The 24354-nt window shown below is 70.8% G+C and carries 27 protein-coding genes and 2 pseudogenes; 13 read left to right on the forward strand and 16 right to left on the reverse strand.

Going from position 1 to position 24354, the window contains the following annotated elements; translation table 11 throughout:
* Positions 1–199 precede the first annotated feature (199 nt).
* The 5 genes and pseudogenes from ACH4F6_RS34085 to ACH4F6_RS34105 all read right to left on the reverse strand — a co-directional run bounded on the left by ACH4F6_RS34085 (position 200) and on the right by ACH4F6_RS34105 (position 4155).
* Positions 200–379 carry a thiazolylpeptide-type bacteriocin gene (locus ACH4F6_RS34085; protein WP_397964241.1) on the reverse strand — a complete coding sequence of 60 codons (180 nt, stop codon included), beginning with the start codon at positions 377–379 and terminating at the stop codon, positions 200–202.
* A gap of 47 nt (positions 380–426) precedes the next feature.
* Entirely contained in the window at positions 427–624 is a 198-nt protein-coding gene (locus ACH4F6_RS34090; RefSeq protein WP_381224036.1) for a thiazolylpeptide-type bacteriocin, read from the reverse strand.
* A 531-nt stretch (positions 625–1155) separates the two neighbouring features.
* A pseudogene (locus ACH4F6_RS34095) lies at positions 1156–1631 on the reverse strand (IS5/IS1182 family transposase); the annotation flags it as partial.
* Between the two features lie 94 nt (positions 1632–1725).
* Positions 1726–2865, reverse strand: a complete 1140-nt coding sequence (locus ACH4F6_RS34100) for an FAD-dependent monooxygenase (RefSeq protein ID WP_397964242.1) — start codon at positions 2863–2865, stop codon at positions 1726–1728.
* Positions 2866–3819: 954 nt separating this feature from the next.
* Positions 3820–4155: an EthD domain-containing protein gene (locus ACH4F6_RS34105; protein ID WP_397964243.1), complete on the reverse strand. Its 336-nt coding sequence runs from the start codon at positions 4153–4155 to the stop codon at positions 3820–3822.
* Between the two features lie 65 nt (positions 4156–4220).
* Between ACH4F6_RS34105 and ACH4F6_RS34110 the strand changes: the two genes are divergently transcribed.
* Entirely contained in the window at positions 4221–4595 is a 375-nt protein-coding gene (locus ACH4F6_RS34110) for a MerR family transcriptional regulator (protein WP_397964244.1), read from the forward strand.
* Between the two features lie 16 nt (positions 4596–4611).
* On the opposite strand, the pseudogene ACH4F6_RS34115 reads toward ACH4F6_RS34110, so the two are convergent.
* The 3 genes and pseudogenes from ACH4F6_RS34115 to ACH4F6_RS34125 all read right to left on the reverse strand — a co-directional run.
* Positions 4612–5039: pseudogene (locus tag ACH4F6_RS34115) on the reverse strand (transposase); the annotation flags it as partial.
* 36 nt (positions 5040–5075) lie between these two features.
* A complete protein-coding gene (locus ACH4F6_RS34120) occupies positions 5076–5612 on the reverse strand; it encodes a hypothetical protein (RefSeq protein WP_397964245.1) in 537 nt (178 codons plus the stop codon).
* Positions 5609–6991 carry an SMI1/KNR4 family protein gene (locus ACH4F6_RS34125; protein ID WP_397964246.1) on the reverse strand — a complete coding sequence of 461 codons (1383 nt, stop codon included), beginning with the start codon at positions 6989–6991 and terminating at the stop codon, positions 5609–5611. Before ACH4F6_RS34125 ends, ACH4F6_RS34120 begins: the two co-directional genes overlap by 4 nt.
* Positions 6992–7217: 226 nt before the next feature.
* On the opposite strand from ACH4F6_RS34125, the gene ACH4F6_RS34130 reads away from it, so the two are divergent.
* The 4 genes from ACH4F6_RS34130 to ACH4F6_RS34145 all read left to right on the forward strand — a co-directional run bounded on the left by ACH4F6_RS34130 (position 7218) and on the right by ACH4F6_RS34145 (position 11448).
* On the forward strand, positions 7218–8069 hold the full coding sequence (locus ACH4F6_RS34130; protein WP_397964247.1) for an alpha/beta fold hydrolase: 852 nt from the start codon (positions 7218–7220) through the stop codon (positions 8067–8069).
* A 496-nt stretch (positions 8070–8565) separates the two neighbouring features.
* Positions 8566–8859 (forward strand): hypothetical protein, encoded by a 294-nt coding sequence (locus tag ACH4F6_RS34135; RefSeq protein ID WP_397964248.1) that lies wholly within the window; start codon positions 8566–8568, stop codon positions 8857–8859.
* A 593-nt stretch (positions 8860–9452) separates the two neighbouring features.
* Complete coding sequence (locus ACH4F6_RS34140; protein ID WP_397964249.1) at positions 9453–9959, forward strand: hypothetical protein; 507 nt, start codon at positions 9453–9455, stop codon at positions 9957–9959.
* 58 nt (positions 9960–10017) lie between these two features.
* Positions 10018–11448: a flotillin family protein gene (locus ACH4F6_RS34145; protein ID WP_397964250.1), complete on the forward strand. Its 1431-nt coding sequence runs from the start codon at positions 10018–10020 to the stop codon at positions 11446–11448.
* Between the two features lie 127 nt (positions 11449–11575).
* Here ACH4F6_RS34145 and ACH4F6_RS34150 read toward each other — a convergent pair whose 3' ends face one another.
* Complete coding sequence (locus tag ACH4F6_RS34150; RefSeq protein ID WP_397964349.1) at positions 11576–12055, reverse strand: ATP-binding protein; 480 nt, start codon at positions 12053–12055, stop codon at positions 11576–11578.
* Positions 12056–12213: 158 nt separating this feature from the next.
* On the opposite strand from ACH4F6_RS34150, the gene ACH4F6_RS34155 reads away from it, so the two are divergent.
* Positions 12214–12591: an STAS domain-containing protein gene (locus ACH4F6_RS34155; RefSeq protein WP_397964251.1), complete on the forward strand. Its 378-nt coding sequence runs from the start codon at positions 12214–12216 to the stop codon at positions 12589–12591.
* A 219-nt stretch (positions 12592–12810) separates the two neighbouring features.
* On the opposite strand, the gene ACH4F6_RS34160 is transcribed toward ACH4F6_RS34155, so the two are convergent.
* Positions 12811–13506, reverse strand: coding sequence for a hypothetical protein (locus tag ACH4F6_RS34160; protein ID WP_397964252.1), 696 nt, complete (start codon positions 13504–13506; stop codon positions 12811–12813).
* A 184-nt stretch (positions 13507–13690) separates the two neighbouring features.
* On the opposite strand from ACH4F6_RS34160, the gene ACH4F6_RS34165 reads away from it, so the two are divergent.
* From ACH4F6_RS34165 to ACH4F6_RS34175, 3 genes are all read left to right on the forward strand, one after another.
* Positions 13691–14911, forward strand: coding sequence for a PP2C family protein-serine/threonine phosphatase (locus tag ACH4F6_RS34165; RefSeq protein ID WP_397964253.1), 1221 nt, complete (start codon positions 13691–13693; stop codon positions 14909–14911).
* A 51-nt stretch (positions 14912–14962) separates the two neighbouring features.
* Positions 14963–15382 (forward strand): STAS domain-containing protein, encoded by a 420-nt coding sequence (locus tag ACH4F6_RS34170; RefSeq protein ID WP_397964254.1) that lies wholly within the window; start codon positions 14963–14965, stop codon positions 15380–15382.
* Positions 15383–16070: 688 nt separating this feature from the next.
* A complete protein-coding gene (locus tag ACH4F6_RS34175; protein ID WP_397964255.1) occupies positions 16071–16853 on the forward strand; it encodes a TSUP family transporter in 783 nt (260 codons plus the stop codon).
* 270 nt (positions 16854–17123) lie between these two features.
* Here ACH4F6_RS34175 and ACH4F6_RS34180 read toward each other — a convergent pair whose 3' ends face one another.
* Positions 17124–17876, reverse strand: a complete 753-nt coding sequence (locus ACH4F6_RS34180) for a helix-turn-helix transcriptional regulator (protein WP_397964256.1) — start codon at positions 17874–17876, stop codon at positions 17124–17126.
* Positions 17877–17997: 121 nt separating this feature from the next.
* On the opposite strand from ACH4F6_RS34180, the gene ACH4F6_RS34185 reads away from it, so the two are divergent.
* From ACH4F6_RS34185 to folE, 3 genes are all read left to right on the forward strand, one after another.
* Entirely contained in the window at positions 17998–18546 is a 549-nt protein-coding gene (locus tag ACH4F6_RS34185) for a DUF2231 domain-containing protein (protein ID WP_397964257.1), read from the forward strand.
* Positions 18547–18617: 71 nt separating this feature from the next.
* A complete protein-coding gene (locus tag ACH4F6_RS34190) occupies positions 18618–19073 on the forward strand; it encodes a hypothetical protein (RefSeq protein WP_397964258.1) in 456 nt (151 codons plus the stop codon).
* A gap of 1 nt (position 19074) precedes the next feature.
* Positions 19075–19731: a GTP cyclohydrolase I FolE gene (gene folE, locus ACH4F6_RS34195; protein WP_397964259.1), complete on the forward strand. Its 657-nt coding sequence runs from the start codon at positions 19075–19077 to the stop codon at positions 19729–19731.
* 50 nt (positions 19732–19781) lie between these two features.
* On the opposite strand, the gene ACH4F6_RS34200 is transcribed toward folE, so the two are convergent.
* The 4 genes from ACH4F6_RS34200 to ACH4F6_RS34215 form a co-directional block, all read right to left on the reverse strand.
* Positions 19782–20375 carry a GNAT family N-acetyltransferase gene (locus tag ACH4F6_RS34200; protein ID WP_397964350.1) on the reverse strand — a complete coding sequence of 198 codons (594 nt, stop codon included), beginning with the start codon at positions 20373–20375 and terminating at the stop codon, positions 19782–19784.
* A gap of 359 nt (positions 20376–20734) precedes the next feature.
* Entirely contained in the window at positions 20735–21112 is a 378-nt protein-coding gene (locus ACH4F6_RS34205) for a LuxR C-terminal-related transcriptional regulator (RefSeq protein WP_397964260.1), read from the reverse strand.
* Positions 21113–21933: 821 nt separating this feature from the next.
* Complete coding sequence (locus ACH4F6_RS34210; protein WP_397964261.1) at positions 21934–22266, reverse strand: AzlD domain-containing protein; 333 nt, start codon at positions 22264–22266, stop codon at positions 21934–21936.
* Complete coding sequence (locus ACH4F6_RS34215) at positions 22263–22946, reverse strand: AzlC family ABC transporter permease (RefSeq protein ID WP_397964262.1); 684 nt, start codon at positions 22944–22946, stop codon at positions 22263–22265. Before ACH4F6_RS34215 ends, ACH4F6_RS34210 begins: the two co-directional genes overlap by 4 nt.
* 68 nt (positions 22947–23014) lie before the next feature.
* Here ACH4F6_RS34215 and ACH4F6_RS34220 point away from each other — a divergent pair, with 68 nt between their 5' ends.
* Positions 23015–23584, forward strand: a complete 570-nt coding sequence (locus ACH4F6_RS34220; RefSeq protein WP_397964263.1) for a helix-turn-helix domain-containing protein — start codon at positions 23015–23017, stop codon at positions 23582–23584.
* A 19-nt stretch (positions 23585–23603) separates the two neighbouring features.
* On the opposite strand, the gene ACH4F6_RS34225 is transcribed toward ACH4F6_RS34220, so the two are convergent.
* On the reverse strand, positions 23604–24323 hold the full coding sequence (locus ACH4F6_RS34225) for a beta-ketoacyl-ACP reductase (RefSeq protein WP_397964264.1): 720 nt from the start codon (positions 24321–24323) through the stop codon (positions 23604–23606).
* Positions 24324–24354: the final 31 nt, after the last annotated feature.

Consider the following 24354-nt stretch of genomic DNA (forward strand, 5'->3'; position numbering starts at 1 on the left):
TGTGTGGTGGTGGGGGGGGGGGGGGGGGGGGGGGGGGGGGGGGGGGGGGGGCGGCGGCGGGGGGGGGGGGGGCCGGGGCCGGGGGGCCGGGGGGGGGGCGGCGGGGGGGGCCCCCCCCCCCGGCGACGCACGCCGGCCGGTCAGGTGCTCCCGTGGCGTGTCACGGGTCGCGCGGCCGACGATTCGGTGTGACGGAGACCTACAGCGGTACGGGCAGCTGCGGCTGCGCGCACGAGGACGAGCTGCAGGAGCAGGAACTGGCGCCGTTGGAGGCGCCGCCCTCGGGCAGCGCGACGGTGTCGCGCATCGAAGTCACGGTGAGGTCCCCGAGATCGAGGTCCGCAAGGTCGAGGCCCGGGATGGCGCTGGTGTCGGGCATCGGCTTCTCCCTTCTCACGTTGCGGTCCGGTGGGTCGTGGGCGCGGATCAGCCGGCGTCGACGACGCCGGTCTGCAGCTGGGGCTCGGGCTGGGCGCAGGACGACGAGCCCTGGCAGGAACAGGATCCCCAGGACGCCCCGCCCTCGGGCAGCGCGACGGTGTCGCGCATGGCCGTGACGGTGAGGTCGCTGAGGTCCAGGTCGAGGTCCTGGAGGTCCAGGGCGGTGCGCGCGAGGTCGGACATGGGAGCTCCTCCGTACGAGAAAGCGAAACCGAAAGTGCGTTGAATGGGCCGTGCGAAACGGCGCCTTGCGGCCCGTCGGTAATGCGTTGCACGACGGAAATGCGGCGCGAGCGCCGCCTTGGTCCGTCTTTATCGATCGCTTTTTGCGGTCCGACTATAGGACCCACGTCGACCCGGAGATGAGCTTTCCCTCGCCTCTGCCGCAGATTTGGCCGAGAGATGCCGCTGGCGCGTACCTTTCGGTGCGGAATTCGTTGTCGGGCGGGTCTGCCGGATGCATGAAGGGGAGGGGAATCCTCCGGAAAAGGCGGACGGGTGACCTTCTTTCCATGCGACCGCCCACGGCGTGCACCGGGTGCGGTGCGCCCTGTTTCGCTTTCTTGCTCCGGGCGGTGGTTTCGTCGGTTCCCGTCGGCTCCGAACGTCTGCGCCGGTGTGGCGGACCGATGGGCCCTGCTCGGTTCGGCGGGCCCGCCCCTGCCCACGAGGTCCTTGAGCCTGGACAGACCATCCAGTGAGCTCCTTCCCACCTCACGCTGATGCGTGGTGAAGGACGAGGAGGGCTTCCACCATCGTGGTGATCCGGTCGGTGCTGCACCGGAGCTTCCGTAGGGGTCGCCGGCCCTTGAGGGTGGCCGTGGCTTGTTCGCCGACGCTGCGGATCTTGGCGTGGGTGCTGCTGTGGCGACGCTGCCGGCGCTCGAGTCGACGGCCTTTGAAGGGCACATGGGTGGAGCCGGGCAGCGCGGGCGAGGCCCACGGGAGCCGTCCGAACGGGTCGGTCAGGACCTGGACGTTCATGCCGTGGCGTTGGTGTTTGCCGGAGCAGCGGGGGTGTCGGCGGCGCTTCGGCCGATCGGCAGCAGCGTCCCGTCCAGGATGACGAAGGCCAGACGGCTCGCGGCCCGCACTGCATCGGCGTGGCAGGGCGCGAGTGCGGCCAGGAGGTCGATGGCCTCGCGTACGCAGCGGTAGACGATGGCGATTCCGATGCCGGACCCGGCGGCCGGACGTCTTGGTGCGCGGGCGGAGAAGGTCATGGTGACGCGCCCTTCGGGAGGAGGGCGGGAGCGGGTCGTCCGCGGTGTGCCAGGCCGCGCCTCAGACGGGCCGGGCCATGGACTCGAGCACGTGCTGGGTCAGGCCGGCGTGGTCGAAGTCGGGATGCGAGGCGGGGTCCATCTCGTGCTCGCCGATCGCCACCGAGGACTCCACGATGAGCTTGCAGCGCTCGTAGCGGCGCTCACCGCAGGCGGTGAACGCCTCCTCGTGGTCGCCGTGCTGCGCCAGGCACTCGGCGAGCACCACACCGTCCTCGACGGCCTGGGCCGCTCCCTGGCCCAGGTGCGGGGTCACCGCGTGGACGGCGTCGCCGATCAGGGCGATGCGGCCCTTGTGCCAGGGCGCGGGGGCGATGAGCCACGCCTCGGGCCGGAACACGATCTCGGTGGAGTCGTCGATGTGCTTGTCGCGGACCCGGCCGGTCAGCCCGCCGAACGGGGCGAGCCGCTCGTGCAGTTCGTCAGCCGTCCTGTCCTGGTCCAGCCAACGTCCCTCCTCCCAAGTGGTGTTGTGGAAGAGGTACGCCAGGTCCGGGCCGATCGGCACGAAACCGGCCATGCCTTCGGGGCCGGCCTGCAGGATGATGCGGTCGGTCTCCGGCTCGCGCGGGATGTCGAGCCGGAAGGCCGACCGGCCGAGGTGGACCGGCTTCAGGTCCTCCGCGAGCGCGTAGGGGCGCACCTTGGAGTGGACGCCGTCGGCGCCGGCCACATGGTCGTACACCGCCCGGGAGTCGTCGGTGAAGACGACACGGACGCCGTCGGGGCCGTCGTCGAGCGTGGTGAAGGTCTTGTCGTACCCGATGACGGCGCCCACCTCGCGCGCCTTGTCGGTCAGGATCTTGTGGAGCTGCGGCCGGGTCAGGCCGTTCATCGGCGGCAGGTCGGACCCGGGGATCCGGGAGCCGGGCATCTCGCGCATCAGGTTGCCGTCCACGTCGAGCAACCGGCCCCAGGCGGTGGTGGAACAGCCGACGGCCATGCACGCCTCGGCACAGCCGATCGCGTCCAGCGCGCGCAGGGCGTTCACCGGCTGGATGATGCCGACGCCGTGGACCGACGAGTGGAGGTCCGCCCGGAGCTCCACGACATGGACGTCGTAGTCGGCGTTGCGCAGCGCGATGGCGGTGGAGAGACCGCCGATGCCGCCGCCGACGACGAGAGCGTTTCCTCGGCTCATGTCCGCAACCACCTCAGTGTGATCCGTGGACAGAGGCCGTGCGGAAATTCGCACGGTCCGGTGAGGGCGAACGTAGCGGCAATTCCACGGCCCGATAAGCGACCGGAGGCGCAGAGTTAGCTTGCGTTCCCGTCTACTTGCCAGATCGCCGGAAACACTCTCCTCCTCCCACATGACCTGGTCATTCTCCGCACCGGACCGCCCTGCGGACTCCCCCGTGACCCGTGGAGGAAATCCCGCGTTTCCCTCCGGGGAATTCCGGATTCCCATCGTGTCATGCATTCCGACTGACCCGTCGTGAACGAAGCCGTCACCATTGCGCAGTTCATTCGGTATCCGTGGTTCCGTGCACCGCACGGGAGAGTTTTCTGAATGCTTCGCATCAAGCCGCGCCGGGTGGCCGCGGACGGGCGTCCGTCGTCGCCCTGGCGTGCGCCGGCGCCTTCGCCGCCCACCCGCCGGTGACGACGGTGGCGGTGAGTCTGCCGGTGCTCCAGGGGGAACTGGGAGCCTCGTCCGCCCAGTCGCCCTGGGCGCAGGACCTGCTACCACGCCGAAAACGTGTGGTGACCTGCACGACCTTCTGAACGCCGTGACGGTTCGCGCAACATCCACCGCACCCCTTGGGGCCCTTCTCGGTCAGGTGAAGCCCGCCGGATCACAGAATGTTCGGGCTTGCTGTCGCGTCGTGCCGGGCATGAGGCGGATCAATGCCGCGCATGGAGCAAGACCAGAGCCGGCCATGGTGGAGGGCGCAACCGCCGATGACGAGACCGCGTTCGCGGTCCAGGAGCCAGGCCGTTTCGTTCGGATCCCTGATCGCAGGTCCGGGTGCGTCGTTGGCTGATGCGCCGCGGGCCCGGCATGTCAACGATGTGACGGGGGCCGACGTCGACGTGTACGCGGGGGTCGGCCGTGAGAGTCGAGCCGGTGTCCGTCTGTCGAGTCGGTCCGTCAGATGACCTTCTTCTCCTCGGTGACCATCACGGCCACTGAGTCCATGTCGATGAAGCGTGCTTCGTCGGGGCTGACCAGCGTCCGGTAGTTCTCGGAGGCGAAGAAGGCATCATGGTCCTCCCAGTCCTCGAACCAGATTTCCGTCAGGCCGTCGTAGGCCCGGGGCGGGTAGTTCTCGGCGGGGACCGGGTGGGACACGGTGTACTTGCGCACGTAGCTTTCCGCCTCCGGGATGGAGGTGAACAGCGGCGCGTGCCGGTCCCGGTGGTGCTCGACGAAACGCTCGTACGACATTCCCTCGATGCGGTTGATCATGAAGATGAGCTTCAGCATGGAGTTAACCTAAAGGCTCACATCAATGTCAGGGGCAAGTGGGTCAGGAGCATGGGGGGTTCGGCATGCGGATCGGTGACCTGTCCGCCCGGACGGGAGCCAGCCGTCGGTCGCTGCGCTACTACGAGGAGCAGGGCCTGCTCGTCAGCTCCCGTTCGCCCAGCGGACAGCGCCACTACGAGGACGAGCACGTCCAGCGGGTGCGCCTCGTGCAGGCGTTCCTGGCGGCGGGCATGTCCAGTGGCACCATCGCCGAGATGACGCCCTGCATGGCCGAGCCGAACGAGGACCGGGCGCGGCAGGCTCTGGAGATCATGGGCCGCGAGCGGGCCCGGCTGTCTGAGGCCATCGACGGCCTCGCCGCCGCCAGGGACGCGCTGGACGACCTCATCGAGGACAACCACGCGTACCTGGCACGGTCGACGGAGGACGATGCGTGACCTGGGGACGTCCGCATCAGCGCGCGGACCAGAGGAAGATGCCCGCGACGTGGAGCCCGGCCGGACAGACGGTCGCGGTCTTCTCGTAGCGGGTGGCGATGCCACGCCACTGCTTCAAGCGGTTGATGCACCGCTCGACGGTGTTGCGCTGTTGGTGGGCCCCGCGGGCGAAGGCGGGCGGTCTGCCGCCGACTGGTCCGCGCCGGATCCGGTCGGCCCGCTGGTCGGCTCGTTCAGGGATCACCGCGCGGATACCGCGTCTGCGCAGGTGGTCGCGGATCTCGCGGGACGAGTACGCCTTGTCGGCCAGGACCATGTCCGGCCTGGTGCGGGGCGGCGGGGAACGCGCAGGCGGTCCGTGACGTCCGAGAAGACGGGTGCGTCGCCGGCCTGTCCGGCGGTGAGGACGGACGCCGGTGGCCGGCACCGGCCGTCGGCCGCGAGCCCGTACGCCATCAGTGAGTGGTCCTCCGCGAAGGACTACGGCAAGAAGGCCGTCGTCGCCGACCTGGACGGCGACGGCGTCCCGCGGATCGCCACGCCCAGCCGCACCGACCTGTGGGCGTACGACGACCTGGCGGGCCGCACGGCGCCCACCGGCGCGGCGCGCTTCCACCACTGCAACGCCTGCATACAGCCGTGCACCCTCACCGCCGCCGACTTCACCGGCGCCGGACGCGCCCGGCTCGTCGTCACCGGGCCCGAGAACTGCGGAGGGACGACGGGCGGCTGCCAGGCACACCGCCGTCCACACGGGTCAGCCGCGTCGTGGTGGTGGGCGCAGTGGAAGACCGACAGGTGTTCTCCGCCGAAGAACTCGATGTCGTCGGGCAGATCCAGTGGGAAGAACAGCGCCGTCCGCTCGCCGCAGAAGCACTGCGGCCACTCCTGGCCGTCGTCGAGGCAGGGCCACCCGCCCACCGAGTTCCGGGCCGGCCGGTCCAGCGGCTCGGTACCGATCTCGACCAGGTACCCGGGTGGTGGCGTCCACCCCTCCTCCAGCCCGTCCTCGCTCACCGGTCGGTGTCCAGGTCGTCTTCGAGGACGGTCCGGGTGATCAGGGGCCGGTCCCACAGGGCGAGGAGCTCGTTGGCGAGGTCGAGGACCGGAAGCGGGTGCTGTGCGCCCTGCACCTGGATGCCTGCCGCCGACAGGCTCCGGGGGACGGCACCGGCGTCGAGCAGGACGCGCCAGTCCTCGGGACCGAGGCTCAGGTACTCCAGACCCGTGAGTCCGGCGATCTCCAGGGGGTCGGCGAGCGTGCCCGGGTAGGCGGTGAGGGTCCGCAGGCGGGGAAGTCCGACGACCGGGGCGAGGCTGGTCGGCTCGCCCTCCCGTCCGCCGATGCCGAGCACCTCCAGCTCGGGACGGGCGGCGGCCTCCACACCGCCCAGGTCGCGGATGTTCACCCGGGCCACCACCGGCGGGGTGTCCGCGTCACGGTCCTGGTGCCAGCCGCCGGGGCGGTCGATCACCATGTCGGTGAGGGAGTCGGCGCGCAGTCCGGCGCCGATGGTCCGCTCGTGGTCGATCACGATGACCTGCCCGGTGTGTCCGCCCGGGCCCGGTGTCAGGTCGAGGGCCAGCCGGTCGCCGCCGCCGTTGTCGCCGAAGACGATCCAGCCGGGAGAGCCGACGAGGCCCTGCACGGCGGCGTCCGGCGCGGTGACGACCGCGTCGTCGGCAGCGAACTGCCAGGGACAGGGACGGGACTGCGCGTCCGCGACGTAGAGCCCGTCCAGGGGGAACAGCTCACAGCCGACCGCTTTGCTGACGCGTTCCTGCGCCGCGTAGTCACCGCTCCAGTCCTGCCACCGGGCCCGGGTGACGCGGTAGAGCGCCTTGAGCTCGTCGGGCAGCGCGACACCGAGACGCGCTTCCGCTTCCGCGATCTCCTCCTCGGTGGCGCCGAGGGCGTCGGGCAGCCGCTCGCGGAGGGTCCGCTCCAGCAGCGCCGGGTCCGCCGACGGCGCCGGCACCGCACCAGGGACCTCCTCGGGCAGGCGCCGCCAGGGTTCGGGAACGGCGCCCTCGACCAGGAGCAGAGCTCCCACGAAGGGGCTGACGACGCCGTGCTCCACGGCAGGGCCCAAGTCGACGACGTGAAGCCGCGTCTTCCCGTCCGGCGCCGTCTCGACCATGTAGGAAACGCTGCTCGCGCCGTCGGCCCGGAGGGCGTCCTGTACCCGTTCCACGGCGGTGAACTGGTCCTGCATGTCCGCCACATGGAGTGCTCGCCCCGGCTCCGGACGTGGCTGTGGCGCGGGCAGGGTCCAACTGCCGAGTGTGATCTGCCCCGTGAAGCAACCACCCGGCGCGGCGAGCTGCTCCGCGTTGGCATCCCGCACCAGCCGCAGCAGCGGCTCCCAAGCAGTGAGGTCACGTATCGAGGACAACGGTGTTCTCCGGTCGGTCGGTGGGCGAGGACGAGGAAGCGACACATCGCGGCGGGACGGCTCAGTGGCCCGAGCCGCCGTGCGTCCTGCGCGATCCTAGGGCCGCCCACTGACAGGGGGCGGCGCTGCTGCCGGCCGGGGCCGCGACCGGCTGTCGGCTGTCGCGTCCACCGCACGCTCCCCGCGTGGGCGATGAGTTCGGACGGCGGATCGAGTCTGCCGTGTCATGACTCGAATCACCACCACCGTCGATGCCAATGAGGTCGCCTTGGGCATCGAGTCGTTCGGTGACGACGGCGCGCCGCTCGTCCTGCTCGCGGGCGGGACGACGATGCTCTCCTGGCCCGACGCCCTGTGCGAGCGCCTCGCCGCCGGCGGGCGCCGTGTGGTGCGCTACGACCTGCGTGACAGCGGGGAGTCGACGACGACGGATCCGGAGGCTCCCGCCTACACCCTGCGCGACCTCGCCGCCGACGCGGCGGCCCTTGCCGACGCGCTCGGCGGCCGGCCCGCGCACCTCGCGGGGATCGGCGTCGGCGGGATGGTCGCCCAGGTCGCCGCGCTCGACCGTCCGGACGCGTTCTCGGCGCTCACACTGGTCGGCACCCGCGCGGTCGCGCCCGGCCCACCCGACGACGACCTCCCCGACCACGACCGGGCGACGATGGGCCGGCTGTTCGCGCACGCGATGCCCGACTGGAGCGACCGCGAGGCGGTCGCGGACTTCGCCGCCGCCGGCGCGGAGATCCTCGGCGACGACCCCGTCGCCGCACGTGCGGTCGCCGCGCGCGTCTGGGACCGCACGCCCGGCACCGCGCCGGCGGTCCAGATGGCCAACCAGCTGGGCATGGTGTTCTCCAGGCTGGACTGCACACCCCGCTGGCGCGAGCGCCTGCCCGGGATCAAGCTCCCCACGCTCGTCGTCCACGGCCGCCGCGACCGGTTCTTCCCCGTCGGCAACGCCGAGGCGATCGCGCGCGAGATCCCCGGGGCGCGGCTGCTCGTCCTTGAGGAGGCCGCCACGGCGATCCCCGATACGGCGATCGACGAGATCACCGAGGCCATGCTCACCCTCTGACAGAGGACGGCGGGTGACACGCGGGTCCGGCCTCCACGCGGCACCGGATGTCGGAGGCGTCGATCCGTCCGCGCTCCCAGGGTGTCCCATCAGCGGCGCCTTCCCTTGTGCGGCGAGCCGGTTGCCGCCTGCCGGCCAGGCCGGTGAGCGGCGAAGAGCCCTCACACACCGATGATCAGCGGTGGCCGTCCTCTTCCCGCAGCCGGTCCCCCGGCACGATCGCACGGTCCGGCCGGAGCACCAGGTCGCGCTGATACCAGGTGCCCGGCTCACCGCTGACTCGTGCAGCGCGCGGTACGGGCCCCGGGTTGAAGCGTCAGCGATACGTCACTGACCCGTGGGCCTGCGGCGGCTCCAGCACGCTCCCTGCACGATGCCGCTCGTGCCGTCATCGGTGTACTGCGGCCGCAACGCGCGGTCTCGGGTGCGGGATCGGTATGAGAAACGCCTCGCCAGGTGGCCAGTCCCTCACGGGCGAGAGCGGATCGAGACGTCGGTGGGCCTGACGAGTGTGCTCCGGGTACGGGCGACGGGTCCTGCGGCCGGGACGACGCCGCTGGCCCTGGTGCCCGGGACGAACATGAACGCGGCGGTGTCCCTTGCCGCTGTGGAGGCTCTGGCCGTGCTCGGCCCGGTCGTCGTCCTGGACGTGCCCGGGCAGCCCGGTCTCAGTTACGGTCGTCGGTCCCGCCTGAACCGGATGGACCGGTGCGCCAGGTGGCTCGCCGACTCGCTGTCCCGGGCCATGGACGGGCCGGCGTGGTCGTGGGTCATCGGCTTGGCGCCGTGATCAGCTTCGCCTGTACGTCCGAGCTCATCGCTGGCCGTGTCCTCGTATCGCCCGGCGGTCTCGTGCGCCTGCGGGTCGGAGCTCCGGTGCTCGCAGCGACCGCACCATGGGTGCTTCGTCCCTCCGCGGCGCGGGCGGAGCGGCTACTCGCGTGCATGACGGCCCCGGTCGGAAGGTGCCCTCCGAGCTCAGTGCGTGGAGGGCACCGATGGGCCGCTCCTGCCGCACCACTCGCGCGCCCGCACCACTCGCGCGCCCGCGCCGCTCCCGTCGTCCGCCTTCGAACGGGCGAGGGCCGTACCCTGCCTGGCCATGGCGGGTTGTGACGACACGTTCCTGCCGCTGCATCGACTCGGTCCCGCCGTGGAAGGCCGACTCGGTGTCCCTCTGGAGGTTCTCCCGGGTACGGGACACCTTCCCCTCAAGGAGGCCCCCGAGCGCATGACCGCACTCGTGGCTGGATTCCTGCCGTCCGTACGACCACGGCATCAAGGGCGCACAAAGATTGCCGGACTCCGGCAGTGAATACCTGTACCACCTCATGGAACCATCCGGTTGGCGGCGGAAGCAGGCGCACGAAGCGGGTGACGCACATGGGATGGTTTCTCGGTCTCGGCATCGCAGGTCTCGTGCTTCTGGCCCTGTCCCTCGTGTTCGACGGGGTGGTGGAGGGGGTCCTCGACGGCATCGGCGGCGAGCTGGACGGGTTCCTGTCGTTGCCGGTGATCGCCGGGTTCGTGTCAGCACTCGGTTTCACGGGGGCTCTCGTGCTCGAAACCACCGGTACGGGGGCGGGAGTCGCCACCGGTGCGGGCGTGGTCATGGGGGTCGTCGTGGCCTGGCTGACGTGGAGGTTCAGCCGGGCACTGACACGTGACGGGGCCGCGCCCGCACCGCGAGGCGAGGACCTGACCGGGACGAGCGGCTCTGTGGTGACGGCGATCCCAACGGGCGGCTACGGGGAGGTGCTGCTGTACCTCGCGGGTCAGCCCGTGAAGTACGCGGCGAAGGCCGCGGCTCCCGTCGCACGCGGCACAGAGGTATGGGTCGAGTGCGTGCTGTCGCCGACAGCGGTCTCCGTACGCCCGGTCGATCACTGACCGTTCAACGCCGCCCGCTCTGCTTCATGGTTCGGTTCTGATCGAAAGGGGTTCCCTCATGGGCCCTGCACTCCTGTCCGTCCTCGGCATCACCGTGCTGCTCGTGCTGCTCGGCCTCGTCGTCATCACGCGCTACAAGGTCGCCGGTCCCAGCGAGGCGTTCATCATCACCGGCCGACGCGGCAAGAAGACCACCGATCCGGCCACCGGACGGGAGTACACGGACAACAGCGGCCAAAAGGTCGTCGTCGGCGGCGGGGTCTTCGTCGTGCCGTTCCTGCAGCAGAAGTTCAGCCTCGACCTGTCCAGCCGGCACATCCCCGTGGCCGTGCGAGGTGCGGTCACCCTGCGCGGTGTGAAGGCGAATCTGGAGGGCGTCGCCATCGTCAAGGTCGGCGGCACCGAGGACTCGATCCGAGCGGCCGCGCAGCGATTCCTGATGCAGCAGGACGGCATCGTCGGCTTCACCCAGGAGGTGCTGTCCGGCGCCCTGCGGTCGATCGTCGGCCGGATGTCGGTGGAGGACATCATCCGCGACCGGGCCGCGTTCGCCGGCCAGGTCGCAGAGGAGGCCGAAGCGAGTCTCTCGGGCCAGGGCCTGGTGCTCGACGCCTTCCAGATCCAGGACATCACCACCGAGGGCTCCTATCTGGAGGACCTCGGCCGGCCCGAGGCCGCCCGCGCCAAGCAGGAGGCCGACATCGCCGAGGCAGTCGCCCGGCGGGCCGCCGAGCAGGCTCGGCTCAAGGCGGAGGAGGAGATCGCGGTCGCGCAGCGGACGCTGTACCTGAAGCAGGCCGAGATCAAGGCCCAGACGGACGAGGCGGCCGCGCAGGCGAATGCCGCCGGCCCGCTGGCCGAGGCGGCCAGGCAGCAGGACATCCTTTCCGAGCAGGAGAAGGTGGCGGCCCGCCGAGCCGCGCTGACCGACCGGCAGCTGGACACACAGGTCCGCAAGCCCGCCGACGCCGCCCGCTACCAGGCCGAGCAGGAGGCCGAGGCCCGCCGTATCGCCCTGGTGAAGGAGGCCGAGGCCGCTGCCGAGCGCGCCCGGCTGACCGGTGAGGGCGAAAAGGCCCAGCGCGCCGCGCTCGCCGAGGCCGTACGCATCGAGGGCGAGGCAGAGGCCGCCGCCATCGGCGCCAAGGGCGCGGCGGAGGCCGAGGCCATGCGGAAGAAGGCCGACGCCTTCGCGCAGTATGGCGATGCCGCCGTCCTGCAGATGCTCGTGGAGGTTCTGCCGCAGGTCGTCGCCAAGGCGTCCGAGCCTCTCGCCGCGGTCGACAAGATGACCGTCATCTCCACCGACGGGGTCGGCCAGTTGACACGTACCGTCACCGACAACGTCACCCAGGGCATGGAACTCCTCTCCTCCGCCACCGGAGTCGACCTCGCTTCGCTTCTCCAGGACATCACGCAGAAGAAGCCGGCGTCCGAGGCCGCCGTGACTCCGACGGCTCCGAGAACGCCGGTCGAGATCACCGACTGAGACACGGCTCGACGGGGACGGCACGCGAAGAGCTTCACGGTGCACGCGGGGCTGCAGTCGGCCCTGGCCCGCTACGGCGCCGGCCCGTATCCCGGCTGAGGCCAGGGCGGCCGCCCGACTGCTTCCCCTATAGCGGCTGTCGCCCGGTGATGTCGCCGCCCGGGTCGTCGATCAGGGCGATGCGGGCGGTGATGCGCTTGCCCACCGGTTCGCGCTGCGCTTCGAAGCCCTGGGCGACGGCCATGACGATCTCCAGGCCGTGCTGGCCGACCCGGCCGGCGTCCGCGGCCCGGGCGATCGGCAGGACCGGGCCGGAGTCCCACACCGACACCTCCACCGTGTCGCCGGCGATCCGCAGGTCCAGCAGGGCCGGGCCGGGGGCGTACTTGCGGGCGTTGGTGACCAGCTCGCTGACCACCAACTGGGTGACGTCCAGGGCGCGCTGGGAGACGGGCAGGCCGTGCCCGGCCTGCACACGGATCAGGAACTGCGCTGCCAGGTGGCGGGCGTGGGCGATGTCCGCACCGTCCCCGCCCAACGCCACCGTGGTCTGCAGGGCCCGCTCGCCCGGCGTGGTGCCGTCCTCGCCCACGGGCACCGATTCCATCCCGACCATCTCCGCTCCCCCGTTCGCCTCTCGCGCGCGTACCCGCGCAAAGGCGGACAACACCCCGCGCCTCTCTGTAAGCCCCGTCACACGCGGGCATCACCCGGCACGTGCGGGGCACGCACCGGGTGAAGAGCCGGTGTGCCAGTATCACCGACATGGCTGAGGAAGAAGCGGCGAACAGCAGACAGGCCGAACAGCAAGAACAGCTGTCGGTCGTGGCCACCGCCACCGACGACGTCCACGTCCTCACCCTCGCCGGGGAGATCGACCACGACACCGGCGACACGCTCCGCCAGGCCCTGCACCTCCCCGGCACGCCCCGGCCCCGCGTCGTGATCGACATGCGGCAGGTGACCTTCATGGACTCCAGCGGCATCAACGTCCTCCTCGCCGCCCACCACACCCTCGCCCGGGCCGGCGGCTGGCTCCGCCTCGCCGCACCCACCGACACCGTGATGCGCACCCTGCGGATCGTCGGCGTCGACGCCGTCATCGACTGCCGCGACACCCTCCACCACGCCCTCGCCCCCTGATCACCAACCTGGCCGCACCACGGGCGGATCCGTGCCCCGGGCGAACACGGCGGTACGCACATTCCTGGCGCAGATCGGCGTAGCAGCACAGCAGATCCGTACGCCGGGTTCCACGAGGATCTCGGCCTCGGGACCGGTGGGCTCGCATGTCGAGGTGTCGCGTATTCTCCGGCGGCTTCCGGCTTTGATCACAGCGAGTCGTCGTCGGGGTTCTGCCGCTCAGCCTGTGCGTTCATCGCCTGGAGCGTAAGGCGGGATTGTCCAGCACATCGTTGTCCGGCCTTCGAAGCCGGGGTGAGGAGTCACGGGACAGACCTGCCCGAAGCGACGTTCACCGCGGTGTCGCATTGCGTGGTCGCCGCTGTCCCAGTCGATCCCCAGAACCGGGGTGCCGACGACCTCGATGGCGCCGATGTGCAGCGGATGGGTCCAGCTCGCCCGGTTGAAGCGGTGAAAGTCGGTGTGTTCATCCACCGCGACCATGACGCCTCGGCCCTGTTCGTCGCCTTCCCAGGCGTTGAGGGCGTCGACGAGCGCCTCGGCGTCGTCGAGGGGCGGATCGAGCCACCCGCGAACGTGGCTGCCGTGCTGGATGATCAGCTGTCCGCCGACCTGCAGGTGGGAGGCATCGGCACAGTCGCCCCAGTAGGTGACATCGGCGAGGCCGTCCGTTGACGGGTGGCCGTCTCCTGTCCACGAGTCGAGGACGACTGCGTCACCGAGCACCATGCCGCACCGGTCGACCGGCAGGTCGCCTGGGAGGATCGGTTCGTTCGTGGGGCCGGTCCACGGCAGGCCGAGATCTGTCCCACGGATCGCGATCGTTGGTTCCCCGTCGAAGGGGGACGCCGTCGTGCCGGCCCGAACCGTCAACTGCCTCTCCGCTGCTGCGGGAACCGCGACCATCTCACACATCCGGTCAAGGCAACGGCCCTCGTGAAAGCAGTCATGCGAACGCGCCTCACCGTGAGCCCCCCGGCTTTCGGCCGTGGGCGGCGGGGACGGCACAACCGATCCGTTGCGCGTGTGCGGGGTAGCCGTAGACGTGTCGCCCTTCCAGCAAGTTGCCGGGAAGGCGACCGGAGAGGAGAGTCGTCCTGTGATCGACCCGGCGAAGGTGAGCGGTGCGCTGACCGATCTGATGCTGGCCAGTCACACGGCAACCCTGGAGGATCTGCCGCGGATGGTGGCTGATCACGTGGAGCCGACGGGCCTGCGCGATGTGGCGTTCTTCCTCGTCGACATGCAGGGCAAGGTACTGCGCCAGGTCACCGGTCGGGGTACCGACGCCGGTGCGGGCGGACTGGAACTGGCCGTCGACTCAACCGTGGCGGGACTTGCGTTCCAGCGGGTCGATCTGATCGCCGAGCCGGACCGGCCGTCGGGCCTGGACGGCCGTCGGTGGTGGGTGCCCGTCACCGACGGGGTGGAACGCCTGGGCATGCTGCGCGCGGACACCGGTCAGGACGACGAAGCCACCCGTTACGCGCTGCGTGCGCTTGCGTCGACGCTGGCGCTGCTGCTGCTGAGCAAACGGGACTTCAGCGACTCCTACGCCCGCTTGCTCAGAACCGCGCCGATGAGCGTGGCGGCCGAGATGCAGTGGCACCTCACTCCGCCGTCGGCCTTCGCCGGCCGCGCCACCACCGTCGCTGCGGTCTCGGAGCCGGCCTACGAGGTAGGAGGTGACGCCTTCGACTACGCCGTTTCCGACAACGTGCTGCACCTGGCCGTGTTCGACGCCATGGGTCACGACGCCAGAGCGGGCCTGACCGCCAACATGGCGGTCGCCACCTGCCGCAATGCCCGGCGTCAGGGCGCCGATCTCGTGCAGACCTCCCAGGCGGTGGAGGACGCCCTCATCGAGCAGTTCGGCACCACCCGCTACGTCACCGGCGTCCTCGCCGATCTCGACCTGGGGACCGGGCAGCTGACCTGGATCAACCGTGGGCACCACCTGCCGGTGATCCTCAGGGCGGGACGCCGGCCCAGGGAACTGCAATGCCCTCCTGCCGGCCCCATGGGGGTCGCCCTGGGACTTCCTGTCACCGTCTGCCACGAGCAGCTGCAGCCCCGTGACCGGCTCGTCCTCTACACCGACGGCATCGTCGAAGCCCGCGACGCGGACGGTCGGCAGTTCGGCCTCGACCACTTCATCGACTACCTCGTGCGCCACCACGCCGACCGGCTCACCGTCCACGAGACGCTGCGCCGGATCATGCACGCCGTCCTCGACCACCACGACGGAGAAATCGACGACGACGCCACCGTCCTGCTCGCCGAATGGCGCGATCCCGACCAGGACAACCTCACCCCCTGACCACCGCCCAGCCACCGCACCGGCGCCCCGCGACCAAGAAGAGGAGAGACCATGCCCGGCTCCCGCGATGAGCAGTCGGCCGCGGCGGACACACTCACCGTGCACACCGGCCCGCTGCCCGAAGGCGGCTTCCTGCTGACCCTGACCGGCGCCCTCGACCACCACACCAACAGCCGGCTCACCAGCTCCCTGCAGGCCCTCCCGCAGACAGCCACCCCGACCGTGTGGCTGGAACTGTCCGGTCTTTCCTTCATCGATTCCACCGGGTTGACCTGCCTGCTCCAGGTCAGCCGCGCAGTCGGCGCAGCCGGCGGACACCTGGCCCTGATCGCCCCCAGTCCCCCGGTCCAGCAGATGCTGGACATCACCGGCATCGGCCAGGTCCTTGCCGTCCACCCCGATCACCGCACCGCACGAGCCGCACGCGGCCGACAGGACGAACAGCACGGTGCGCCGGGAGAAGCGGGATGAGCTGAAGGGCCGACCTGCGTTGCGACGCCCCTCTGTCCTCCTCCCCCGTGTACGGCCGTGGGCCGCTGCTGGCTACGGCTCCAGGCGCCGACCGTCACCTGCGGGCGAACGACTCCGGCGGCAGCGGCAGCGCCGGGTCGGCGGTGACGGAAAAGGGGCTTGCAGCCGGTGTCCACCTTGACGGGGCCGGGACGACCGCGGCGCGCAGGACTCCGACCCGCCGCGCCCCTTCGTGCAGCCGCGACCGAGTCTGGTCCCGGCCGGCTCAGGCTCCCGGTACGAGGCCAGGTGGCGGGCTCGGGCGATGTCCGTGCCCTCACCCTCCACGGCGTACCTGGCAGCAAGTCGACGGACGGTCGGCTGAATCACCGAAGCGCCCTCGCACGTGCCGGGCAGCACCCTGACGAAGCCGCGGTCGTACTGGACGACGATCACGTGGGCGAACAAGGGGCTCGGGGCGTGCGTCGTCCTGCGATCCGCCGTCCTCGAGGGTGAGCCGGTGACCAGTGGCTCCTCACCACGGCGCGGACTCCTCACCGCTGCCGGCCTTGTCCACGCGTTGGGTCGGCGGTTGTTCACGGCCTCGGGAGGCGGTTGGATCAGGGCGGGGTCGATGTTCACGAGAACAAAAGGCACCTGAGCCGGAGCCTTCACCGGGCACCGGAAGCGGATCGCCGAGGGGGCTGTCGTGGACTGGTCGACGGGGCTGCTCGGTTTCGCCGCCGGGCTGTCGATCTCCGTGGCCACGGCGCCCGTGGGCGTCTCCGGAGCGGTTTTCCTGCTGCCCGTCCAGGTCAGCGTGCTGGGCGTGCCGAGCCCAGCGGTGACACCGACGAACCTGCTCTACAACGTCGTGGCCGGCCCCGGCGCCCTCTTCCGCTACTGGCGGGCCGGTCGTCTCGGGGGGCAGCTGGCCCGCCTGCTGATCGCCGGCACCCTGCCCGGCGTCGTCCTCGGCGCCCTGATCCGTGTCTTCGCCGTACCCGGCCCGCGCGTCTTCCGCCTGCTCGTCGCGGTGCTCCTCCTGCCGCTCGGGCTGTGGTTGGGGCTGCGGACCGTACGTCCGGCACCGGCCCGTGACCCGCGCCCGCCCTCGCCACGCACCACGAGGATGCTGGCCCTGGTCGTCGGCGTCGTCGGCGGCATCTACGGGATCGGAGGCGGCTCCCTGCTCGGCCCGATCCTCGTCGGCCGCGGAACCCCGGTCGCCACCGTCGCACCCGCGGCCCTGGCCTCCACCTTCGTCACCTCCATCGTCGGCGCGGCCACCTACGCCCTGCTCTCCCTGACCGCCACGGGCGACGTCGCCCCCGACTGGCTGCTGGGCCTGTCCTGCGGGGCCGGCGGACTCCTCGGCGGATACCTCGGCGCACGCCTGCAGCCCCACCTGCCCGACACCGCCCTGCGCCTCCTGCTGGCCGCCCTGGCGACCGGCATCGGCGTGCTCTACGCGGTGCGGGTACTGGGCTGACCGTGCAGCGATCCACAGCGTGTCTCTTTGAGCGGTCGGTCAGGTGATCAGTCGATCACCTGTGTCTGTCCGGTCAGTGATCACTGATGCGATGCGGGACCGGATCGAGCCGCTGGGGCGTTTCCCCCTGGTTCGAGCGGACGTCGAGCACCGGTGACGTGTGTGTTGCGCAGGGATCGTGCGGGCGATTGCGCGCTTCTTCGATCCTCGTGCCGCGGCAGGGGCGTGCATCGCGTCGGTGGTCCGCGGGGGCGGACCGCCGGTGCCGTGTCAGTGGTCCTGGGGCGTCTGGTCCTCGCGATCGGTGTCGTTCGGGCCCAGCCGTACGCAGCATTCGCCGGACTCGGGGGCCAGGACGGCCTGGATGCCGTTGACCTCGAGGCCGGTGAGGTAGCCGCTGAGGAAGGCCTGGTTCATGCCGCACACCAGGTCAGGGGCCTTCGCGGCGAGCGGGTGGAACGGGCAGTTGCGCAGCCGGAGCCGGGTGGGGGTTTCCCGTACGGGTTCGTAGCCGTACTCCTCCAGCAGTTCCTCGCAGGCGGTCAGCCCGCGCTCGGGACCCAGGCGTCCGGGACGGGTCTCCTCCCGTGCGGCCGCGCCCATGCGCAGACCGCGCTGCTCGGCGGTCCGCATGGCCGCCTGCGTGGCGTTCTCGTCGGCCTCTTCGGTCAGGACGGCGTCCAGGAGGAGGTCCGCCAGGAGTTCGTGGCGCCGGTCGGGGATGGTCACGGTGATCTGGGCGTCGGTGGGTTCGTAGACCTTCGGCCGCCTGCCGACCTTGCGGATCCCACCGGGCGTTTCGTAGCGGGCGCGCAGCAGGCCGGCCTCGACGAGCTTGTCGAGGTGGAAGGCGGCGAGCTTGCGGGATATCCCGACGTTCGCGGCGGCCTCGTCGCGGGTGACGGCGTGGCCGGCACGGCGGATGAAGGCGAACATGCGCCGTCGTGAGTCCTCGCTCAGGACGCTGACGGAGTCGATGGCGCTGCCGGCTGCGTCGGCCGGAGCTGTCTGATCGGAAGCCACAGGACCACGGTAACGCCCATCTGTGTAGGTACAAGTGTTCCTGCTGCCCTGGTTTCCTGTGCCTCTTGACGACACTCAGCAATAAGACCAAGATTTGTTGGTGAAACCGGAGGAGGTTGCGATGACTGATGCATCACGGCTTCAGGCGAAACGTCCGGTCAGTGCCTCGCTCGCCGGCCCGTACGGCCACCCGTTCCACCCGATCCTGGTCACGGTGCCGATCGGCGCCTGGGTGACCAGCCTGGTCTTCGACATCGCCTCCCACGTGGTCAGCCGGCCGGGCTTCCTGACCCAGGGCTCGGAGTGGCTGATCGCGGTCGGGGTGATCGGTGCCCTGCCGGCGGCCATGGTCGGCTTCCTCGACCTGTTCGCGATCCCCGCCCGGACCCCGGCCTTCCGCACCGCGCTGGTCCACATGACGCTGAACCTGCTGGTGACCGCCGCCTACGCCGTCAACTTCCTGTGGCGTCACAGCACCTACACCAGCGGGGGCGGCGTCGGCCGGGACAGGCTCGTCCTGTCCGCGGTCAGCCTCGTTCTGCTGGGGGTCTCGGGATTCCTCGGCGGCAAGCTCGCCTACCGCTACGGCGTCCGCGTCGCCGACGAGAACACCCAGGCCGAGGGATACACGCCCGGCGCCGGCGCGCGCGACGCCCGCCCTGCCGCCTGAAACCGCGCACCCCGCACCACGGGCCGGCCCGCTCCGGCCCCGTTCGGCATCACATCGTCCGGGAGGTCCCCATGGACATCGCCGCACTGATCACCTGGGTGGTCACCGCCCTCGGCGGCTTCTTCATGCTCGGCACCTGGATCCGACACGGCGGAATCCACCAGCAGCAGTCCGGCACCAGCCGCCTGCCCGCACCCGTCGTCTTCGGCCACTTCGCCCTGGCCGCGATCGGACTGGTGGTGTGGATCATCTACGTCGTGGCCGGCACAAGCGCCCTGGCCTGGGCCTCCTTCGGCCTGCTGCTGCCGGTCGCCCTGCTGGGATTCATGATGCTGGCCCGCTGGATCCCGGTCCACCGCGACCGTGCCGCCGTCGGAGCACCGGCCGCCCCGACGGCCCCGGGAGCCGGAGGGACCGTCCTCGCCGAACGTCACTTCCCCGTGGCGGTCGTCCTGGCCCACGGCCTGTTCGCCGTGGCCACCCTCGTCCTGGTCCTGCTCGCCGCCCTCGGCATCGGAGGAAACTGAGATGACCGAACACCCGCACCACGCCACCGCCCGCATACACCCGCGCGACGAGGAAGACACGCCACCGGCACGGCCCGCCCTGCGGGTCGTGCACGAAACCGGCGGCATCGACCTGGTCGCCGCGGAAGCCGCGGCCGGCCAGTTCCTCGACGCCCTCGGCATCTCCACCGCCTCCGAGAGCCTGCGCGCAACGCCCGGCCGGATGGCCCGCGCGTACGCCGAACTGTTCAGCCCGCGCCCCTTCGACCTGACCACCTTCCCCAACGACGAGGGCTACGACGAACTCGTCCTGGCCCGGCGCATCCCCGTCCGGTCGGTGTGCGAGCACCACCTGCTGCCCTTCGTCGGCACCGCCCACGTCGGCTACCTGCCCGGCGCCCGCATCCTGGGCCTGTCCAAGCTCGCCCGCGTCGTCGAGCACTTCGCCTGCCGCCCGCAGGTCCAAGAACGCCTGACCAAGCAGGTCGCCGACTGGCTCCAGACCCACCTCGAACCCCAGGGCGTCGGCGTGGTCATCGAAGCCGAACACGCCTGCGTGACCCTGCGCGGTGTCGAGGCCACCGGCTCCACCACCATGACCTCCACCCTGCTCGGCCTGCTCCGCTCCGACGCCCGCTCCCGCAGCGAATTCCTCGCCCTCACCGGCGCCACCTCATGATTCCCCACGGCACCGGACCACTCGGCCCGGCACCGGCGGCCTCCCAGGAGTCAGTGGCGTCCGACCGCCTCGGCAGGGGGCTGCTGCTGCTCCCACTGCTCCTTGGTGATCTCGTACCGCACGCCCCCGTGCTCGGAGCCCTCGACCGTCTCCATGTCGGGAGGAGTGGGAATGGTGGCCGCGAGCGTCATCTCGAGCTTCTCCATGATGTTGCGCGACCCGCGGTTCACGGTCATCGTCTCAGCCCAGACCATGCGCACGCCGAGCCCTGTGAACGCCTTGCCCAGCAACGCCCGTGAGCCTTCGGTGCCATAACCCTTGCCCCAGGCCGCCTGCCGCAGCCGGTAGCCGAGTTCGACCTCGTCCAGCGGGCCCTGCGGCTCGGGACGCAGGCAGAACCAGCCGATGAACGCGCCGCCGTCCTTCTCGTGCGCGGCGAACAGTCCGAGATCGCCGCGCCACCTCTCGTAGCCGGCGATGATGTTCGGCAGGTGGCGCTCGCGGACGATCTCCGGGGCGGTCGGATGGCCCCCGGTCAGATAGCGCATCACCGCGGCGTCGCTGTCCAACTCGATCAGCAGGTCCGCGTCGTCGGCAGTGAAGCGGCGCAGGGTCAGGCGCTCGGTCTCCAGGTAGGTGTCCACGGAGTGGATCATTCCTGAAGCAGACCGGGCCGTTCAACGCCTTTACCCGGACCCTGCCGGAGAACCTCGAGATGCTGCCGCGGCACCCGCACGGAGACCGACACCGCAGTGGGCGCTTGCGGACCTCAGCCGTGGCGGGCGCTTGACCGTCTTCCCGGCCCTTCCGGGCCCGGCCTTCGCCCCTCCCCTCGCCGAACCACTGGCCGGTCGATGCCCCGCTCGACACCCTCGGCATCCCTCGATGACCAGAGGAAACGTCAGGGAGATACGACTTCGCAAGAGCCCTGGGACGAGTCGGCAGGGGAAGGTCGCCGGCCTGTCGGTGACCGGACACGGGCCAAGTGGCCCTGCTCGGGGAATCACGCGCTCTCGACGTGAGGTGGGGAAGCGCTCAGGGTGTGGCACCTGGTCGGGTCGGTGGCGCAGGGGACCGCGGCGCCGTGGGTGAGGATCTCCCAGGCGAACCCGACGATGCCGGCCTGGAGACGGGACTCCACGTCGAGTTTGGCCAGTATCTGGGCGACATGGGCCTTGGCGGTGCGCTCGGTGATGACCAGCCGGGTCGCGATGGCCCGGTTCGACGACCCCTTCGCCAGCATCCGGAAGACATCGAGTTCACGTTCGGATAACAGCGGCACTCTGGTCAGAGCGGTGTCCCAGACGTGGTGGTGGACCAGGGCCGTCTGCCGGCCGGCGACGAGGTGGTGGGCCGTGGTCAAGGTTTCTGCAGTGCGCATGACGGTTCCTCGGCGTCCTCTGGCTGATAGGCGGTCGTCTCATGGGGTGAGTCTGCGCGCGCCGACGCGTGCGGGCCTCGCCGGTGAGGCCCGCAGGGCGGGGGGAAACGCGGGTCGTCCAGCCGGTCGGCCGCGGGGCACGGGTGTGACGAACGGTGCGTCGTCGTTCCGGCGAACGAATGAGGGCAGGCTTGAGGGCACGCCGGGCAGGTCAATTCCCGGCCGGTCGAATTGTGCTGCGCGGCGTGTGGATTTCGGCCACTTCCGGTGGCGTACTCGGAGTCGGCTCGACCGGCCTCGACCCAACCCGCCGGTTCGTCTCGCTCCGGGTGGCTCGATATGGGCGCAGCAAATGCGCGGAACTCTGTCCGCGGGTTACTGGAGCGCCCTCGAAATTCTGGGCGGCCGCTACGGCGCAGGGCCGACGTCGACGCCGGAAAGGAATTCCGGGCGGCTGCGGGGAGCGGATGGCGGGGCGAACGCCCGGCGCGATCGGGCCGTACGGCGGGAGTCCTGCGGTGCAAGCAACGGAAGGAGTCCGACTCCCCCACCCACGATGGTCCCCCCCGAGCATCTCGATGGAACGGCATCCCGAACGAAAGCCGAGCAATGCGCACACGGGTGGCCGACCTCTGGAGGTCGCTGCCTTACGTTAAGTTACTCAATTGCCACCGGAGTATGCAATGGCGGTCCAGAATATGAGACGAGTTGCTGAATTCCGCCATGAGGCTTGATTTCTCGGACGACGCGTCGCCCGGTGAAATGAGCGAGAGCGCCCGGAGAGGTGCCTCCGGGCGCTCTTCAGGTGTGTTCGGATGACGTCACGGAACGCCGGCGAGTCGCAGGAGCGCCGCCGTCCCGGCCGCTGCGAGGACGACGACGAGGAAGGGCGCCCTGTACCAGGCGAGCACTCCGCCGACCAGTACCCCGAGTGCCCGGGCCGCGCCGGCGAAGCCGTCGCCCTCGGTGAGCGCCGCCGTGGCCGTCAGTGCGGCGAGCAGCACGACCGCCGAGACCTCCAGCAGCTTCTCGACCTGCTTCGGGAAGGTGACCTTCGCCCGCAGGGCGGGACCGGAGAGGCGCAGCAGGAAGGTCCCGGCCGCCAGGGCGAACATCGCCGCCAGCGCCGGCAGCAGGGGGAAGGGATCGCTCATCGCGCCGCTCCTTCGAGGTTCTTCGTCCGGAACAGCGGCAGCGCGGCCAGCGCGACCAGGACCGGCAGTCCGGCCGGCAGGAAGGTGGTGAGGGCCAGCGCGATCGCCGAGCCGGCCAGCGCGGTCCGCCGCAGTGCCCGGTCCTTCATCGCGGGCAGGATCAGGGCCAGGATCACCGCGGGGAACATCGCGTCCAGGCCGAGGGCATCGGTGTCCCGGACGACGCTGCCGAGCAGCGCGCCGAGCGCGGCGCCGACGGGCCAGCAGGCCAGGATGCCGAGGCCGCAGGCCCAGTACGCGGCCCGCTTGCGGGCGAGCCCCTCCTGGGCGATGGCGAAGACGACCGTCTCGTCGTTCATCAGGTGCGTGCCGAGCAGCCTGCGCCAGCCTCGCCCGAGCACATCGGGCACCGCCAGACCGAACGGCAGGTGGCGGGCGTTGACCAGCAGCCCCGCCAGCAGCGCGGCGATCGGGCTTCCCCCGGCGGCGATGATCCCGACGAAGAGGAACTCGGACGACGCCGCCAGGACGAGCGCTCCCATGAGCACCGGGAACCACCAGGGGAAGCCCGAGGTGACCGCGATGGCCCCGTACGACAGACCGATGACCCCCACGGCCAGGCAGACCAGCGCGATGTCCCGCAATGGCCCCTTGCCCAGTGTTTCCCATAACGTACGCATGGCGTTTATGGTGAACACCCTGGAGGGTGTTCGTCAAGGCGAACGATTGACCATTGGAGCGAACGCGCGTGTCCGACGTCGACCCCACTCTCAAGCCGCCCCTGGCAGTGATCGCCGCCTCCCTGCGGGCGGAACGGGTCCGGGCGGGGCTCTCCCTCACCGAGGTCGCCCGACGTGCCAGGCTCGCCAAGTCCACGCTCTCACAACTGGAGTCCGGCACCGGCAATCCCAGCCTGGAGACGCTGTGGGCGCTGTGCGTGGCCCTGGAGATCCCCTTCTCCCGGCTGCTGGCCGCCTCCCGTCCCCCCGTCCAGGTGATCCGCGCGGGCGAGGGACCGGCCATCGGTTCGGCGCAGAGCGATTACCGGGCCACCCTGCTGGCCGCCTCTCCTCCGGGGGCGCGGCGGGACGTCTACAGCATCGCGGCCGAGCCGGGTCCGCAGCGCTCCTCCGCCCCGCACATGCCCGGCGTCGTGGAGCATGTCGTGATCGGCGCCGGCCGGGCCCTGGTGGGCACCGCCGACGAACCGGTGGAACTGCACCCGGGCGACTACATCAGCTACCCGGCCGACGTCCCGCACGTCTTCCGGGCGCTGGAGTCCGGCACGCGCGCGGTGCTCGTCTCGGAGCACTCCTGAGCACGCGCGCGGCCCGGCTTCAGTGCCCCATGCCCCAGCCGCCGTCCACCGGCAGGACGGCCCCGGTGATGTAGGCGGCGTCCTCGGAGGCGAGGAACCGGACCGCGGCCGCCACCTCCGTCGGCTCCGCGCTGCGCCCCAGCGGTACCTTGCTCAGCACGGCCGTACGCTGCTTCTCGTCGAGCGTCTTGGTCATGTCCGTGTCGATCATGCCCGGCGCCACCACGTTGCAGGTGACTCCCCGTGAGCCCAGCTCGCGGGCGACGGACCGGGCGAAGCCGACCAGACTCGCCTTCGACGCCGCGTAGTTGGCCTGCCCGGCCGCGCCCAGCAGGCCGACCGCCGAGGAGATCAGGACGATCCGTCCCCGCCGTGCGTCGACCATCTCCTCGGCGGCCCGCTTGACCACCCGGAAGACGCCCGTCACGTTGGTGTCCATCACGTCCGTGAAGTCCTTCTCGGCCATCCGCAGCAGCAGCCGGTCCCGGGTGATGCCGGCGTTGGCCACCAGTACCTCCACCGGGCCGTGCGCCGCCTCCACCTCCTTGAACGCCCGCTCCACCTGCGCGGAGTCGGTGACGTCGCAGGTGACGGCGAGGCAGCCGAGGTCGGTCGCGGCCCGCGGCGGTTCACCCGTGCGGTAGGTCAGCGCGACCTTGTCGCCGGCCCGCGCGAAGGCACGCGCCACGGCGAGGCCGATCCCCCGGTTCCCTCCGGTCACGAGGACCGAACGGCTCATGTCTTCCACGCACCCTTCTGCACCTTCGGTT

Source organism: Streptomyces sp. NPDC017936 (assembly GCF_044328485.1).
Classification (GTDB): domain Bacteria; phylum Actinomycetota; class Actinomycetes; order Streptomycetales; family Streptomycetaceae; genus Streptomyces.